This is a genomic window from Microbacterium sp. ZXT2-5 (assembly GCF_055329545.1).
The window spans coordinates 2,286,438-2,300,352 of the sequence record NZ_JBUZWD010000001.1; the positions used below are offsets into that span (position 1 = coordinate 2,286,438).

Genomic DNA, 13,915 nt, shown 5'->3' on the forward strand with positions numbered 1-13,915 from the left:
ACATCACGATAGGCGCGCGCCTACGAAGGCCCGGCGAGGCGCAACGAAGGCGGCGCGATCGTTCCCCGTCGACCTCATGATGCGGACGATCCCGGACCGCAGCCGGAAACGACGTCGCGCTGATCCTGAGGCCCCTTCCCTCGGCGCGTGCACGCGATCATCATGGACCTGTCCGCATCGAGCGATGGAGGTCGAGATGAGCGTCTACCGAGTGATCGATGTCGTCGGCACGAGTGCGTCCTCGTGGGAGGAGGCGGCCCGAGAGGCGATCACCACAGCGTCCGGGTCGCTCCACGACCTGCGCGTGGCGGAGGTCACGAAACAGGACGTCGTGGTCGGCGACGACGGCGCGCTGCTGTTCCGCACCCGGATCCAGCTCTCGTTCAAGTACGTGCCGGAGTAAGCCGGGCGTCACCATCAAGACCCCACGCGCTCACGACCGTGTTCGGTCATCGTGCGCGCTGTCGCGGTGATCCGCCACGTCCGGCTCCGCCCGCAGCAGGTCGGCGGCCTCCTCCTCGGGCCGAGGAGCGATGGTCTCGTCGAGTTCGATCTCCGGGATGTCCGGCTCGCCGGGCCCGGGCACCCGGTGTGCGGGTACGTGCTCATCGTGGACGGACATCGCAGCCCCCTTCGCGGAAGAAACCCAGCGTACGTCGACGCGCCCTGGCGGAGACGGCGCGCGCTACCTCCGCTGCTCGAAGATCCCTGCCGTGATCGGCACCGCGACCGCGCCGCAGACGATCAGCACGCCGAGCACGAACGCCGGTGCCGAGAGGATCGGCAGCGAGAACGAGATCCCCAACAGCACCATCCCGCCGATGAGCAGGATCAGATAGATGACGAACAGCATCGTCCACCTCCAGAGGTCGATTCCCTCCTGAATACTCCCCGATTCGCTCCGGCGCGAGGGGGGTTGCGTGCGGCCTGGCACGTCGCGTACGGGCGGGCCACAATGACGCCATGAGACTCGTGCAGGTCGCGCAGCACGCCGAGGATCTCGAGCGTGCTGCGGCCTTCTACTCCGCACTGCTCGAAGCGCCTGCAACCGCTGTCTTCGATCCGCCCGGGCTCCTCTTCTTCGACCTCGACGGGGTGCGGCTCCTGCTCGATCGCGCGGCCCCACCGTCTCTCCTCTACCTCCGCGTCGACGACGTCGACAGGGCACTCGAGCGGCTCGGGGGCCGCGCGGACGTGGTCTCGCCCCCGCACGTCATCTTCACGCACACCGACGACACGCTCGGGCCCGCCGGGCACGACGAGTGGCAGGCCTTCGTGAAGGACTCCGAGGGCAACACGGTGGGGCTCGTCTCGTTCCGGCCATCGGCGTGAGTCGACAGACTGCCTCGCGGAATCGCCGTGATGCGCGCATCGTGCTCCTATCGACTCGGTAACGCCCTGCAGATCGCACGGGGCGTGCTTTAGCCTGGTGGCGATGAGCGCCTACGTCTCGGCGTTCGAGCTGTTCTCCATCGGCGTAGGACCCTCGAGCTCCCACACGGTCGGCCCCATGCGGGCGGCCCACGACTTCGCCGAGCGGCTGCGCGCCTGCGGTGCGCTGCCCCGCGTGCGGCGGGTCACCTGCACGCTCTACGGCTCGCTCGGCGCGACCGGCATCGGCCACGGCACGCCGGACGCGGTGGTCGCAGGCCTGCAGGGACACGAACCCGAGACGGTGGATCCGGATGCCGTCCGTGCGGCGTGGAGCGGATGGCCCGACGGCGAGGCGCTCGCCGTCGCGGGCGTCCACGCCGTGCCGTTCCGGCGCGACGACGTCGTCTTCGCGCCGCGGACCAGGCTGCCCGCGCACGCGAACGCGATGACGCTGGAGGCGTGGGCATCCGCTGACGACGGCCCGGCACGCGCGCTGAGCGGTCCCGGCATCCGCGAGACCGGCGCGTCCGCCGCGACGGTCGAGATCGAGCCGGTGTCCGGTGCCGGCCTCATCGCCCGCGAGACGTACTACTCGGTCGGAGGCGGATTCATCCGCCGCGAGGGTGACCCGTCGACCGGCGCGGGCGCCACTGCGTCAGCGTCCGTGTACCCGATGGATTTCGACAGCGCCGAGCAGCTGCTGGCGCTGTGCGATGAGCGGGGCCTCACGATCGCCGAGGCCGCCCGCCTCAACGAGACGGCGCTTCGCAGCGAGGAGCAGGTCGCCGAGGGGCTGGACGCCATCTGGGATGCGATGGCCGCCTGCGTCCAGGCCGGTCTGCGCGCCGACGGCGTGCTGCCGGGCATGCTGGGCGTGAAGCGGCGTGCCGCTGCCATCCGCGCACAGCTCGAGACGGCGGAAGCGGACGGTCGCCGCGAACTCCCGGGGGAGTGGCTCGGTGCCTTCGCGCTCGCGGTCAACGAGGAGAACGCCGCCGGTGGCCGCGTGGTGACCGCGCCCACGAACGGCGCCGCGGGGATCGTGCCCGCCGTGGCGATGTACTGGTGGCGCTTCCTCGCCGATTCGGGGCTCGGCGCCGGCAACGCGGTCACCCCGTACGGCGAGCTCGTCGGCAGCGCCCTCCTCGGCTACCACGGGCATGCCGCCGCGCCCGAGGCGATCGCCGGGTGGGACGAGCGCGAGGTCGCCGAGGCGAACCGTCGCCGCGGCATCCGTCGGTATCTCCTCACCGCGACGGCGCTCGGCTCTCTCTTCAAGGCGAACGCGTCGATCTCGGGGGCCGAGGGCGGCTGCCAGGCCGAGGTCGGGTCGGCGTGCGCGATGGCCGCCGGTGGGCTCACCGCCGTGATGGGCGGCACCAACCGCCAGATCGAGAACGCGGCCGAGATCGCGATGGAGCACCATCTCGGCCTCACCTGCGACCCGGTCGGCGGGCTGGTGCAGATTCCGTGCATCGAGCGCAACGCGATCGCGGCGTCCACCGCCGTCACTGCGGCGCGGCTCGCGCTGCGCGGTGACGGCTCGCACTACGTCTCGCTCGATGCCGTGGTCGAGACGATGCGGCAGACGGGGATCGACATGTCGCACAAGTACAAGGAGACCAGCGAGGGCGGGCTCGCGGTCAACGTTATCGAGTGCTGACGCGTTCGTTCACGGCGAACAGCGGACCTAGCACTCGCACCCTTCGAGTGCTAATCTGTGATTAGTTGAGTCGACTCGACTCAACTCCAAGAACGAGAGGAGACAACCATGGCTACGTATGACCCGTTCCGTGATCTCGATCGTCTGGCGTCGAGTCTCTTCGACACGCGACGCGGCCCGCGCCGCATGCCGATGGACCTGTACCGCGATGGCGACCACTACGTCCTGACCGCCGATCTGCCGGGCATCGACCCGGGATCCGTCGACATCGACGTGGACGGCCAGCTCTTGACCATCCGCGCCGAGCGCACCCTCCACAGCGGCGAAGACGTCAAGTGGATCACCCGTGAGCGCGAGGCCGCGAGCTTCCTGCGGCAGCTCAACCTCGGCCAGGGGATCGACACCGACAGCATCTCCGCCAGCTACAACAACGGCGTGCTGAGCGTCACGATCCCCGTCAGCGAGAAGGCGAAGCCGCGCAAGGTCGAGGTGATGACCGAGGGGTCGTCGCCCACCATCCAGGCGCACGAGTCCACCTCGGACGCGCCGCAGCCCATCGAGCAGTGACCGGCTGAGCCGCACACGATCGACGGATGCCTCGTCCCCACGCCGGGGACGGGGCATCCCGTCTTTCCGCACGGCCCGGGAGCGAGGCCGCAGCAGCCGGTCCGGGCCCGCTCAGCCTCCGCTGCGGCGGCCGCGGCGGACGCGATCGAGCGTCTCGCCCGCGGCGACTCCGGCGAGCACGACGGAGGCGGCGACGGTGAGCCACAGCGCACCGATCCCGCCCGAGGCCAGCGCCACCGCGCCGACGACCAGCAGCGCCGCGATGCCCGCGAGCTGGGCACGCGCCCACCGCTGCTCGAGCACGCGCCGGAAGAGGACGCAGCCGATCAGGAACAGCAGCGGGCCCAGCAGCACGGCGACCGTGGACGCGAAGCCGGCTGCCCGCGGATGGGCGAGGGCCTCCTTGTCGCCCACGCTCAGCGCGACGATCCCGCCGATGATGGCGAGGTGGATCCAGGTATACGCCGTCCGCGCGAGGCGGCCGGGCTCGTCGGCCGCCTCGATCGCCTCCGAGCCCAAGCGCTCGCCGTGATCGAAGTAGATCCACCAGATGGCGGCCGCGGCGGCGAACGCCGCCGCCATGGCGATGATGGACTCGGCCGATGACTCCTTCGCCACGAAGGCGAACCCGGTGACCAGGAGCCCCTCGCCCAGGGCGATGAGGACGAACAGGGCCGTGCGCTCGGCGATATGGGGCCCGGAGAGGTCCCAGGCGCCGATGAGCACGCGGCCGCGTCCGGGAACGGGGAAGCCGAGGATGGTGCCGAGGAGCTCCACGGCGAGGGCGGCCGCCCAGAGCGGCAGCTGCCACCACAGCGGCAGCAGTGCCCCGGCGATCCACAGGCCCGCGGCCACAGCCGTCCAGACCAGCACCAGCGTGAAGTCGTGCGACACCTGGCGGTCATGGCGACGCGTCGCCCACACGATGAACGCCGTGCGGCCGATCTGCAGCACGACGTAGGCGAGGGCGAATGCCCACGCCCGCTCGCCGAACGCCTCCGCGATCGCCACGCTCATCACCAGGGCCACGAAGGCGAGGCCGATCACCACGCCGCGCACGGGCAGCGCGACGGGGTCGAGCCAGTTCGTGACCCACGTGGTCGAGACCCACGCCCACCACAGGGCGCACACCATGATCACGCCCTCGAGCAGGCCCGCCGGATTCTGGTGCTCGGCGAGATAGCTCGACAGCTGCGTCAGGGCGAACACGAAGACGAGGTCGAAGAAGAGCTCGACATAGGTGACGCGGTCGGCGCGCGGCGAGTCGGTCGGGCGCATCACATCGCGCGCCAGCCCAAAGGTCATGCCTCATCCTGGCACTGCGGCCCTCGTTCACCGGCTCCCGCGGCCGGTGAAATGCCGGCGGCAGCGGGCCTGATAGGACTCGATGCCGCCGATCTGCGCGCGGGTCGGGATCCTTGCGTCACCGGCATCCGCTGCCGAGATCCGCTGATGGAATGCGGCGTCCTCCCCGCACACGGCGCACACCGCGGTCAGCTTGATCACGTCCTCGGCGATCGCCATCAGCGACGGGAGGGGCTCGAAGGGCTCCCCGTCGAACGTGACGCACAAGCCCGACACCACGACGTCCACGCCGTCGGCGACCAGCCCGTCCACGGCGCCGACGAGCTCGGGACCGAAGAACTGCGCCTCGTCGACGGCGACGAGATCCAGGTCCCTGCCGCGCACGGCGGACACGAGCCCGGCGACGTCGGCGACCGGCCTCGACGCCACGCTGAGTCCCGAATGGGAGCTGACCTGACCCTCGCCGCGCCGATCGTCGAGCGCATGGCTGAGCACCTCGACCGACAGCCCGGCGATGCGCGCGCGGCGGACCCGCCGCAGCAGCTCCTCGGACTTGCCGGCGAACATCGGACCGGCCACCACCTGCAGCCTGGCCTGGTTGCGTGTGTGCATGGCGCCCACCCTACGGCCGTCCATCACCGGACGCGGTGCCCGGACTCCGGGCCTGCGTCTCCGGACCTCTTGACGGCGTGCCGCCGCGGGGTCACTGTTCACACGTGATGAATATGCCTGCAGCGGATGCCGTCACGGTGCGCGGGCTGCACGTGAGGCGCGGCACCACCGAGGTCTTCAGGGACCTTCATCTCGAAGTTCCGCGCGGAGAGATCACGGGCCTTCTGGGACCGTCCGGCTGCGGCAAGACCACACTGATGCGCGCGATCGTGGGCGTGCAGAAGGTCGAGGGCGGCACCGTCACCGTGCTGGGGGAGCCGGCCGGATCGGCGGCGCTGCGCCGGCGGGTGTCGTACGACACTCAGGCGGCCTCGGTCTACGGCGACCTCACCATCCGGCAGAACATGCGGTACTTCGCCCGGCTCGTCGGCGCCCACCGCTCGGACGTCGACCGCGTCATCGAGCAGGTCGGGCTCGCCGACCAGCGCGATCAGACCATCGACTCCCTCAGCGGCGGCCAGGAGACGCGGGTCTCGCTCGGTGTGGCGATGCTCGGCGCGCCGGAGCTCCTCGTGCTGGACGAGCCGACGGTGGGCCTGGACCCGCTGCTGCGCGCCGAGCTCTGGGACGTCTTCCGCGCACTCGCCGACGCAGGGGCGACGCTCATCGTGTCGAGTCACGTCATGGACGAGGCGCTGCGGTGCGACCGGCTGGTGCTGATGAGGGCAGGGCGCATCATCGCCGACACGACCCCCGGCGGTCTGCTCGCCGACACCGGAGAGACGGATCCGGATGCCGCGTTCCTCGCGCTCGTCCAGCAGGACGCGCTGCGGCGGGCGCAGGACGCCCCGGCCGACGCCCACGAAGGCCACGCCCTGACCCGCCGTGAGGCACGCCGGAACGCGGACGCGCCCGCGCGACGCGCGAAGGACGGGGGTGCGCCGTGAACGGCACCCTGACGGTCGCGACCGCCGGCCGCGTGCTCCGGCAGCTGAGCCACGACCCGCGCTCGATCGCCCTGATGCTCGTCGCCCCGAGCCTGCTGGTCGGGCTGTTCGCGTGGCTGTTCAGCGATCTGGACGGCGTCTTCGACCAGTTCGGGGGGGCCATCCTGGCGCTCTTCCCGTTCATCGTCATGTTCCTCATCACCTCGATCACGACCCTCCGCGAGCGCAGGTCGGGCACGCTCGAGCGCCTGATGACGACCCCGATCCGCAAGACCGACTTCATCCTGGGGTACGGCCTCGCCTTCGGGCTGATGGCGACCCTGCAGGCGATCGTCACCGTCACCTTCGCGGTGTGGGTGTGCGGGCTCGACGTCGACGGACCGCTCTGGCAGCTCGGCCTCGTGGCCGTCGTCGACGCGATCCTGGGCAGCGCGCTCGGACTGTTCGCGAGCGCGTTCGCGCGGACGGAGTTCCAGGCGGTGCAGTTCATGCCGCTGATCGTGTTCCCGCAGATCATCCTCGGCGGCCTGTTCATGCCGCGCGAGGACATGCCCGACGCGCTGTACCAGATCTCGAAGGTGCTGCCGCTGAGCTATGCGATCGACACGATCAACGCGGTGACGGCCGGAGACGAGGGATGGGACGTGTTCGGGCCACTGCTCGTCGTGGTCGCGTTCGCCGTCGGCTCGCTCATCCTGGCGTCCCTCACGCTCCGCCGTCGCACACCGTGACGGACCGGCCCGCGGCTCAGCAGCTGGGCTGCTTCTTGCGCAGCTTGGCCGTGAGGTCGCGCAGCTGAGCGAGCTCGTCGTCCGAGAGCAGCGACATCCGCTCGGCGATCGCACGTCCGTGCGCGCTCGCGATCCGGCGGAACAGCGACGCACCGGCATCCGTCGCGGTGACGAGCGCTCCGCGGCCGTCGTCGGGATCCGCGCACTTCGTGAGCAGCCCGCGCGTCACCATGCGGTCGACCAGCCGCGAGACGCTGGGCTGGCTGATGAGCATGTTCGCCGTCACGTCGCGCAGGCGCGCGGTCATGTCGGCGGCTCGGGTGACCGTGAGCAGGACGTCGTACTCGGCCTGGCTCAGGCTGTCGTCGTGGAAGTCGTCGTTGATGTCGCCGAACACCTCGTGCTGCGCGCGGAAGAGACTCTCCCAGGCGTCGATGGCGAGGCGGCGATCGGTCATAGCGTCCAGATTAGAGCCTCGGGTCGACCCTAGGCTGGCCCCATGGGGACTTCTGCTGCCGTGCCTTCGCGCGCACGGCGACTCGGGATCGCCGGCCTCGCGCTCGCCGTGTTCGCCGGTCTGCTGCTCGCGCTCGCCATGCCGGTACCGGCGCACGCCGGCGTCGACGACTTCTCGTTCGACAGCCTCGACGTCGAGTACCAGCTCGGCCGCACAGGCGACGGCACCAGCACGCTCACCGTCGTCGAGACCTTCGTCGCCCGGTTCCCCGACATCGACCAGAACCGGGGGATGCGCCGCATCATCCCGGACTCGTATCAAGGGGCACCACTGAACCCGCAGCTCGTGTCGATCACCGACGAGAGCGGCGCCGAGCGGGCGGCGGAGACGGAGTCCGAGGACGGGTTCTACATCATGACGTCCCGAGCCGACGGCTACGTGCACGGGGTCCAGACGTACGTCTTCACCTACACGCTCGAGAACGTCACGCGGTACTTCGCCGACACCGGCGCGGACGAGTTCTACTGGGACGTCAACGGCACCGCGTGGCCGCAGCCGTTCGGTCGCGTGACGGCGCGCGTGACGATGCCCGACGAGCTCGCCGCCGCGCGCACCGGCGCACAGGCGTGCTACTTCGGGCAGCAGGGCGACGACCAGACGTGCCCCATCCGCGACGACGCAGGCGCGGTCGTGGCATCCGTCGAGGGTCTTCAGCCGTACCAGACCATGACGATCGCGATCGGGTTCGAACCCGACACGTTCACCGAGTTCGATTCCTCGTACTTCGCGTCGCCGTGGGGCTGGCTGCAGGCCGGCGTCGCGCTGGTGGGCCTCGGGAGCGCGCTCGCGCTCGCGGCGGTCGCGCGCGTCCGTCACCTGCGCGACGATCCGGGGCGACCCGTGATCATCGCCGAGTACACGCCGCCGCGCGGGATCGACGCGCTCGAGAGCGCCGTGCTGCTGGGCCGCACGACCAAGGCGATCCCGGCCGAGGTGCTCGAGCAGGCGGTGGTCGGCAGCATCCGCATCGAGGAGGGTCCCCCGAAGTGGTTCGGCGGCACGCGGCTGAAGGCCGTGCTGGTGAACCCCGCGCTCGCGGACGGGGATGGACGGATGCTGCTGCCCGGCCTCTTCCCCAGTGGCGTGCCGGGGGAGGAGTTCGAGTTCGGCCGCACCGACACGCGGTTCTCCACCACCGCACAGAAGGTGCTCAAGGCGGCCGCCTTGGAGCTCGGGACGCGCGGCCTGCGACGTGCGGTGCCGCTCAAGGCCCGGGTGTGGCCGATCGTCATCGCGATCGGCTCGGCGGTGCTGGTGCTCCTGCTCGGCCTCGGCGCACTCGCCGCCTTCGTGAATCCGTTGTGGCCGATCATGCTGATCATCGTCGCCGCGTTCGTCGCGATCATCGTCGGGGCGATGGTCGCGCGCAGGCCGCTCACCGCCGCCGGGGCCGAGGCGCGCGACCACCTCGGGGGGCTGAAGCAGTTCATCGAATGGGCAGAGGCCGACCGCATCCGCATGCTGCAGTCGCCGCAGGGCGCAGAGCGGGTTGCGGTCGACATCTCCGATCCGCGTGTGAAGCTCAGGCTCTACGAGACCCTCCTGCCGTACGCGGTCGTGTTCGGGCAGGAGAAGGAGTGGTCGAAGGAGCTCGCGGTCCTCTACGGCGAGGGCAACTCGCCGACCTGGTACGCGGGCACCTCGGGCTTCAACGCCGCGGCGTTCTCGGCGGGCATCTCGACCCTCTCCGCCTCGGCCGCGTCTTCGTCGTCCTCCGGCGGCTCGTCCGGCGGCGGGTCCGCCGGCGGCGGCGGGGGCGGCGGCGGAGGCGGCGGAGTGTGACCCGCATCAACGCTCCTTCGTCGCATTGATCCGGGTCGCGGCAAGAGTAAGGGCCGGTCGGAGAGGCTACCGACCGGCCCTTGTCCCTTGCACCAAGAGTGTCCTGCAATCACATGTCGGCAGCTGCCACAGCAAAACAGTTACCGTGCAAGCACTCTATAACGACCAGGTAACGGTGGCAAGCACTCGTCGTTATGTCTTCGTGATGGATCGCGGCCAGGGGTGGGAGGAAGTGTCCGCACAGGGTGAGGGCCGGTCGGAGAGGCTACCGACCGGCCCTTGTCCCTTGCACCAAGAGTGTCCTGCAATCACATGTCGGCAGCTGCCACAGCAAAACAACTACCGTGCAAGCACTCTATAACGACGAGGTAACAGAGGGAAGCTTTCGCCGTTATCTTCTTGTGATGAATTCGCTGAGAGTGCGGGCCGCGCGTCCGCGCCGAGCCGAGCGACGCGGCCCTTGATGTCCGATGACAACCCATCTGTAGTTTTTGCCATCGATTCTGTGGTCGTGACAATCGACCTGTAGTTTCTGCCAACCCATCTGTAGTTTCTGCGGGCTCCTCGTCCGACCGCGGGCGTGTCTCGCCGGCTGGGTATCTGGTCGGTCGTACTCTGGCGGCGTCAGAGGACTCTCCAACTGAACATCTCGTCGAGATCGGAGAGCAGATGTCGTTGAAGCGTTGGGAACCCGCGGCTGCGGTGAAAGTCCCGCACGCTCAGATTGAGTACGTCGTTCTTGGCGTGGATCATCGCCGTGATTCTGCTGACGTGCGTGATGTGGCTTTCGAGGCCGTCGACAAGGTTCGCACCCCGAAGTCGTGGAAGCACAAGAAGAACTACACCGGTCAGTACTGGGCCGCCACGACAGGCGGACATGTCTGGTTCGAGTCGTTGTACGAACGGGTCGCCCTCATGCAGATGGACCGCGACCCTGCTGTCGCTGCGATCGCGTCTCAGCCGATGTGGATTGACTGGGCGGGAACACCTCGACGCCACGCGCCCGACTTCTTCGTCCGCTTCCGCAATGGATCGGCCGCGGTGATCGATGTGAAGCCACTGCCGCGCATCAAGCCGGATGACGTCGAAGCATTCGATTGGACCTCGGCCCTGTGTGGAGAACTGGGGTGGGACTACTTCGTCGTGCATGACATCAGTGAGAGCGAAGGCCGCAATCTTCGCTTCCTGTCCGGCTACCGGTACGACCGGTGGCGCGACGCGGCGAGTGTGGATGTGATGCGTGCGCACTCCGGCGAGTCCGCGCGGCTGTCGGAGTGGGCGAGCATGATGGAGGGCGTAGCGCCTCAGCCGCTGGGGGTCGTGTACTCCGCGTTGTGGTGGAGGGATCTGATCTTCGACCCCTCGCGACGCTTGTCGTTGACGACGGTCGCGAAGGCGGCGTGATCGTGCGGGTCGGCATCGGTGTGACGCTGACCTGGGACGAGGAGCGGTTCACGATCATTGCCGCTGACTACCGACACGTCACTCTCCGCTCTCTGGAGGGTGACTTCACGCGGGTCGTCGACGCCGATGAACTGGTCAGGTTGCCAACCGTGATCTGGCATGCGGAGCGCACCAATTCGGCGACAGGCTCGGCAGCCCGCGTCCTCGACGGACTCGACGAAGACGAGAGACGCATTGTCGACGCTTGGGCCGAGCAATTCGCCGTGGTCAAGGCCGCGGTCGACAACGGGCAGCCGGCCAAGTTCTTCTTTGAGGACGTGCGCACGGCGATGTCGAGTCTCACGTCCGTGACCTCGTTGGAGACGGTCCGCCGCAAGTTCCACCGTTACTGCGCGGAAGGTGTACTCGGGCTTATTGACGCGCGGCACCTCAACCGCGGGAAGCGAGACATCGACTCTCGTATCGGGATGGCGCTGAGCGAGCTCGGCGAGAAGGGGACGACGCGATCGTCGGGCACGACGAGCCGGACACTCGACCGACTGCGATGGATGCTGGAGGAGGACTACGGCGATGCGATCGACATTCCCAGTCAGCGCACGCTGTACCGGATGGTCGCGGCCCATCCCACGGCCCGAAAGCTGAACGGCTCCGCCAAGTCACGTCAATCGTCCGCCAACAAACCCGGTAGAGCGTTCGGAGTGCACGGTTCGCTTCGACCGGGGGAGCATGTGCAGATCGATTCCACGGTGATCGACGTGCCATCGCGGTTGCTGGACGGTCGGCTGAACCGCGCGGAGCTGACGGTCATCCACGACGTCTCGTGCCGCTCCATCCTTGCGGGAGTCGTGCGGGCAGTCGCAACGAACTCGGCAGATCTCGCGGGCGTGCTCGCGCGGGCGCTGACACCCTACGAGCTGCGGCCGCCGGGCGCGCGGGAGCAGCGGGAGCGTGTTGCGGCTACATGGACTGGCCGATTCATGATCGATCAGGAGCGACTGGACCACCACCGGCTCGCGCAGCCGTACATTTTCCCCGAGACGATCACGACCGACAACGGCAAGATCTATCGATCCGAGGCATTCCGCCGGGGCTGTGAGCGAGCGGGCATCTCGCTCATCCATGCGGCGCATGAGACCGGCACCGACAAACCGCATGTCGAGAGCGGCTTCGACGCAATCAAGGACGGCTTCGTGCAGTACTTGGAGGGCTTCACCGGTGGCAGCGTCGAGCGCCGCGGCAGAGACGAACCGACCGATAGGGCACTCGCCCTCAACCAGCTGCAGGAGCTGCTCGAAGACTGGATCGCGATCGAGTGGCAGAACCGACCGCACGCTGGTCTGTCCGATCCCATGCTCCCGGGGCGTGCACTCACACCGAACGAGATGTTCCGCGCCTACCGGCGGATCGCACCCGAGCTGCACGTCCCCTTCGGCCTGGACGAGTTCATCGGATTCCTTCCCGCCAAGACCTGCACGCTGCAGGACTACGGGATCAATCACGCACGGCGCGTCTATCGCTCGAACCGCCTCACCGAGCTTCGAGCTGCTGGAGCGGGCGGAGAGGGCGCCACCCGACCTTGCGTGATCCGCTACGACCCGCACAATCCACTGTTCGTGTGGGTGGAGCACGGTGACGAGTTCGTACCCTTCCGGTGTGTTGGCGATCTCCTCGACGAGCCGATGGGAGGAGAGATCTGGCAAGCGGCCCACGCTGTCGACACGGCCGCGGACACGGCGACCCGCGAAGAGGCCGCATACCTTGCAGACCGGATGAAGCGCGCCCAATGGGTGAGGCCCGGCAAAGAGCGCAATCGCGCGGTCCGCGCGGCCGAGGTCAACCGCGATCCCATGCACATGACAGGTGTCTCGAAGACGATCGCCCGGGAGACACCAACGACCGCGCCTGACGGAGACGAGGTCATTTGGGAACGCGGCGGCGGGTTCTCGCTGCTCACAGATGACGACGGGGTGTGGGAGCGGCTGACATGACCCAGGCCATCAGTACGCGGGAAGGTTGGTCCGCATTCGTCAGCGAGACTCTGGACAAGCCGCTTCCCATCACGCGCGACGAACTGCACGCGCTCCCGCCGGCCGACCGCGCGATGAACCGTGAAGCCCGCAAGCAGTTCATGATCCGCGGCCCGGTGGTGAACACGGCGCAGTTCGCGGCGATCGAGACGGAGATTCTGCGACGGTTGATGCTCAACCAGTACAAGTCGCACGGCAAGCTCGGCGTGATCGTGTCGGGGGAGCCGAACATCGGCAAGACCACCACCGTCTCGCATATCGCCCGCAGGTTCGAGCGTCGCCGCCGCGACATCGGACGCGCCGGTGGCGGCAACTCGATCCCGGTGATCTACGTGTCGGTGCCGCCGTCCTGCACCCCGAAACTGATGCTCGGAGAGTTCGCCCACTTCCTCGGCCTCCCCGTGCGCGCGCACTACAACACGGGCGAGCTGATGAACACCGTCGCCAGCGTCATCGCTGCGTGCGGAACCGAGCTGATCATCGTCGACGAGATCCACAACATCAACCAGAAGTACAAGCAGATGGGCGAGGCATCCGACACTCTCAAGCAGCTGTCCGAGAAGTGCCCCGGCACCTTCGTTTACGCCGGAGTCGATGTTGAAGCCAGCGGGTTGCTGGACGGTACACGCGGACGGCAGATCAGCAGCCGATTCGACATCCTGAACCTGCACAAGTTTGAGAACACAGGCAAAGGCAAAGCGGGATGGGCAGATCTCCTTGTCGCGATCGAGAACTCACTCGGACTCATCGACCAGCATCCCGGAGCGATTCTGCGCCACGCGAGTCATCTCCACGCCGCGACGGGCGGTGTGATCGGCGATCTCGCCGGGATGGTGCACATGCTCGCGATGGAGGCCATCGACAACGGCACCGAACGCCTCGACCTGGACACCGCCTTCGGCACTGTTCCGGTTGCCGCGCCTGACCAGATGCCCGCGACAACATGAGGGTGCCGACGCCGGTGGGGAGCCTGCGCCCGCTACCAG

Annotated in this window: 15 protein-coding genes; 10 read left to right on the top strand and 5 right to left on the bottom strand. The window is 68.5% G+C overall.

Annotated features, from left to right (window positions below; translation table 11 throughout):
* Positions 1 to 196 precede the first annotated feature (196 nt).
* Entirely contained in the window at positions 197 to 403 is a 207-nt protein-coding gene (locus ACZBH1_RS09965; RefSeq protein ID WP_194396520.1) for a dodecin family protein, read from the top strand.
* Positions 404 to 433: 30 nt separating this feature from the next.
* Here the strand turns inward: ACZBH1_RS09965 and ACZBH1_RS09970 are convergent, their stop codons facing one another.
* Together ACZBH1_RS09970 and ACZBH1_RS09975 are read right to left on the bottom strand one after the other, a co-directional pair.
* On the bottom strand, positions 434 to 622 hold the full coding sequence (locus ACZBH1_RS09970) for a hypothetical protein (protein WP_336394698.1): 189 nt from the start codon (positions 620 to 622) through the stop codon (positions 434 to 436).
* Between the two features lie 63 nt (positions 623 to 685).
* Positions 686 to 853, bottom strand: a complete 168-nt coding sequence (locus tag ACZBH1_RS09975) for a hypothetical protein (RefSeq protein WP_336394699.1) — start codon at positions 851 to 853, stop codon at positions 686 to 688.
* 110 nt (positions 854 to 963) lie between these two features.
* Between ACZBH1_RS09975 and ACZBH1_RS09980 the strand changes: the two genes are divergently transcribed.
* The 3 genes from ACZBH1_RS09980 (at position 964) to ACZBH1_RS09990 (ending at position 3,604) form a co-directional block, all read left to right on the top strand.
* A complete protein-coding gene (locus ACZBH1_RS09980) occupies positions 964 to 1,332 on the top strand; it encodes a VOC family protein (protein ID WP_336394700.1) in 369 nt (122 codons plus the stop codon).
* A 103-nt stretch (positions 1,333 to 1,435) separates the two neighbouring features.
* Entirely contained in the window at positions 1,436 to 3,037 is a 1,602-nt protein-coding gene (locus tag ACZBH1_RS09985) for an L-serine ammonia-lyase, iron-sulfur-dependent, subunit alpha (RefSeq protein WP_463646284.1), read from the top strand.
* A gap of 108 nt (positions 3,038 to 3,145) precedes the next feature.
* Positions 3,146 to 3,604, top strand: coding sequence for an Hsp20/alpha crystallin family protein (locus ACZBH1_RS09990; RefSeq protein WP_336394702.1), 459 nt, complete (start codon positions 3,146 to 3,148; stop codon positions 3,602 to 3,604).
* 111 nt (positions 3,605 to 3,715) lie between these two features.
* Here ACZBH1_RS09990 and ACZBH1_RS09995 read toward each other — a convergent pair whose 3' ends face one another.
* Complete coding sequence (locus ACZBH1_RS09995; RefSeq protein ID WP_463646285.1) at positions 3,716 to 4,909, bottom strand: low temperature requirement protein A; 1,194 nt, start codon at positions 4,907 to 4,909, stop codon at positions 3,716 to 3,718.
* Between the two features lie 27 nt (positions 4,910 to 4,936).
* Entirely contained in the window at positions 4,937 to 5,521 is a 585-nt protein-coding gene (locus tag ACZBH1_RS10000) for a thymidine kinase (protein ID WP_336394704.1), read from the bottom strand.
* A gap of 107 nt (positions 5,522 to 5,628) precedes the next feature.
* On the opposite strand from ACZBH1_RS10000, the gene ACZBH1_RS10005 reads away from it, so the two are divergent.
* Together ACZBH1_RS10005 and ACZBH1_RS10010 are read left to right on the top strand one after the other, a co-directional pair.
* Positions 5,629 to 6,468 (top strand): ABC transporter ATP-binding protein, encoded by an 840-nt coding sequence (locus ACZBH1_RS10005; RefSeq protein WP_463646676.1) that lies wholly within the window; start codon positions 5,629 to 5,631, stop codon positions 6,466 to 6,468.
* Entirely contained in the window at positions 6,465 to 7,199 is a 735-nt protein-coding gene (locus ACZBH1_RS10010) for an ABC transporter permease (RefSeq protein WP_463646286.1), read from the top strand. The genes ACZBH1_RS10005 and ACZBH1_RS10010 overlap by 4 nt, the downstream gene beginning before the upstream one ends.
* Positions 7,200 to 7,215: 16 nt before the next feature.
* On the opposite strand, the gene ACZBH1_RS10015 is transcribed toward ACZBH1_RS10010, so the two are convergent.
* Positions 7,216 to 7,656, bottom strand: coding sequence for a MarR family winged helix-turn-helix transcriptional regulator (locus ACZBH1_RS10015; RefSeq protein WP_336394706.1), 441 nt, complete (start codon positions 7,654 to 7,656; stop codon positions 7,216 to 7,218).
* A gap of 42 nt (positions 7,657 to 7,698) precedes the next feature.
* Between ACZBH1_RS10015 and ACZBH1_RS10020 the strand changes: the two genes are divergently transcribed.
* From ACZBH1_RS10020 to ACZBH1_RS10035, 4 genes are all read left to right on the top strand, one after another.
* Positions 7,699 to 9,498: a DUF2207 domain-containing protein gene (locus tag ACZBH1_RS10020; RefSeq protein ID WP_463646287.1), complete on the top strand. Its 1,800-nt coding sequence runs from the start codon at positions 7,699 to 7,701 to the stop codon at positions 9,496 to 9,498.
* 669 nt (positions 9,499 to 10,167) lie between these two features.
* Positions 10,168 to 10,902 carry a TnsA-like heteromeric transposase endonuclease subunit gene (locus ACZBH1_RS10025; protein WP_463646288.1) on the top strand — a complete coding sequence of 245 codons (735 nt, stop codon included), beginning with the start codon at positions 10,168 to 10,170 and terminating at the stop codon, positions 10,900 to 10,902.
* Positions 10,899 to 12,890 carry a Mu transposase C-terminal domain-containing protein gene (locus tag ACZBH1_RS10030; RefSeq protein ID WP_463646289.1) on the top strand — a complete coding sequence of 664 codons (1,992 nt, stop codon included), beginning with the start codon at positions 10,899 to 10,901 and terminating at the stop codon, positions 12,888 to 12,890. Before ACZBH1_RS10025 ends, ACZBH1_RS10030 begins: the two co-directional genes overlap by 4 nt.
* Positions 12,887 to 13,876 (top strand): TniB family NTP-binding protein, encoded by a 990-nt coding sequence (locus ACZBH1_RS10035; protein WP_463646290.1) that lies wholly within the window; start codon positions 12,887 to 12,889, stop codon positions 13,874 to 13,876. The genes ACZBH1_RS10030 and ACZBH1_RS10035 overlap by 4 nt, the downstream gene beginning before the upstream one ends.
* The last annotated feature ends 39 nt before the right edge of the window (positions 13,877 to 13,915 follow it).

Coding starts and splice junctions, on each gene's coding strand:
- ACZBH1_RS09990 (WP_336394702.1), top strand. CDS start 3,146: ATGGCTACGTATGACCCGTTCCGTGATCTCGATCGTCTGGCGTCGAGT.
- ACZBH1_RS10005 (WP_463646676.1), top strand. CDS start 5,629: ATGAATATGCCTGCAGCGGATGCCGTCACGGTGCGCGGGCTGCACGTG.
- ACZBH1_RS10035 (WP_463646290.1), top strand. CDS start 12,887: ATGACCCAGGCCATCAGTACGCGGGAAGGTTGGTCCGCATTCGTCAGC.
- ACZBH1_RS09995 (WP_463646285.1), bottom strand. CDS start 4,909: ATGACCTTTGGGCTGGCGCGCGATGTGATGCGCCCGACCGACTCGCCG.
- ACZBH1_RS10015 (WP_336394706.1), bottom strand. CDS start 7,656: ATGACCGATCGCCGCCTCGCCATCGACGCCTGGGAGAGTCTCTTCCGC.
- ACZBH1_RS10020 (WP_463646287.1), top strand. CDS start 7,699: ATGGGGACTTCTGCTGCCGTGCCTTCGCGCGCACGGCGACTCGGGATC.
- ACZBH1_RS10000 (WP_336394704.1), bottom strand. CDS start 5,521: ATGCACACACGCAACCAGGCCAGGCTGCAGGTGGTGGCCGGTCCGATG.
- ACZBH1_RS09965 (WP_194396520.1), top strand. CDS start 197: ATGAGCGTCTACCGAGTGATCGATGTCGTCGGCACGAGTGCGTCCTCG.
- ACZBH1_RS09970 (WP_336394698.1), bottom strand. CDS start 622: ATGTCCGTCCACGATGAGCACGTACCCGCACACCGGGTGCCCGGGCCC.
- ACZBH1_RS09985 (WP_463646284.1), top strand. CDS start 1,436: ATGAGCGCCTACGTCTCGGCGTTCGAGCTGTTCTCCATCGGCGTAGGA.
- ACZBH1_RS10025 (WP_463646288.1), top strand. CDS start 10,168: ATGTCGTTGAAGCGTTGGGAACCCGCGGCTGCGGTGAAAGTCCCGCAC.
- ACZBH1_RS09980 (WP_336394700.1), top strand. CDS start 964: ATGAGACTCGTGCAGGTCGCGCAGCACGCCGAGGATCTCGAGCGTGCT.
- ACZBH1_RS09975 (WP_336394699.1), bottom strand. CDS start 853: ATGCTGTTCGTCATCTATCTGATCCTGCTCATCGGCGGGATGGTGCTG.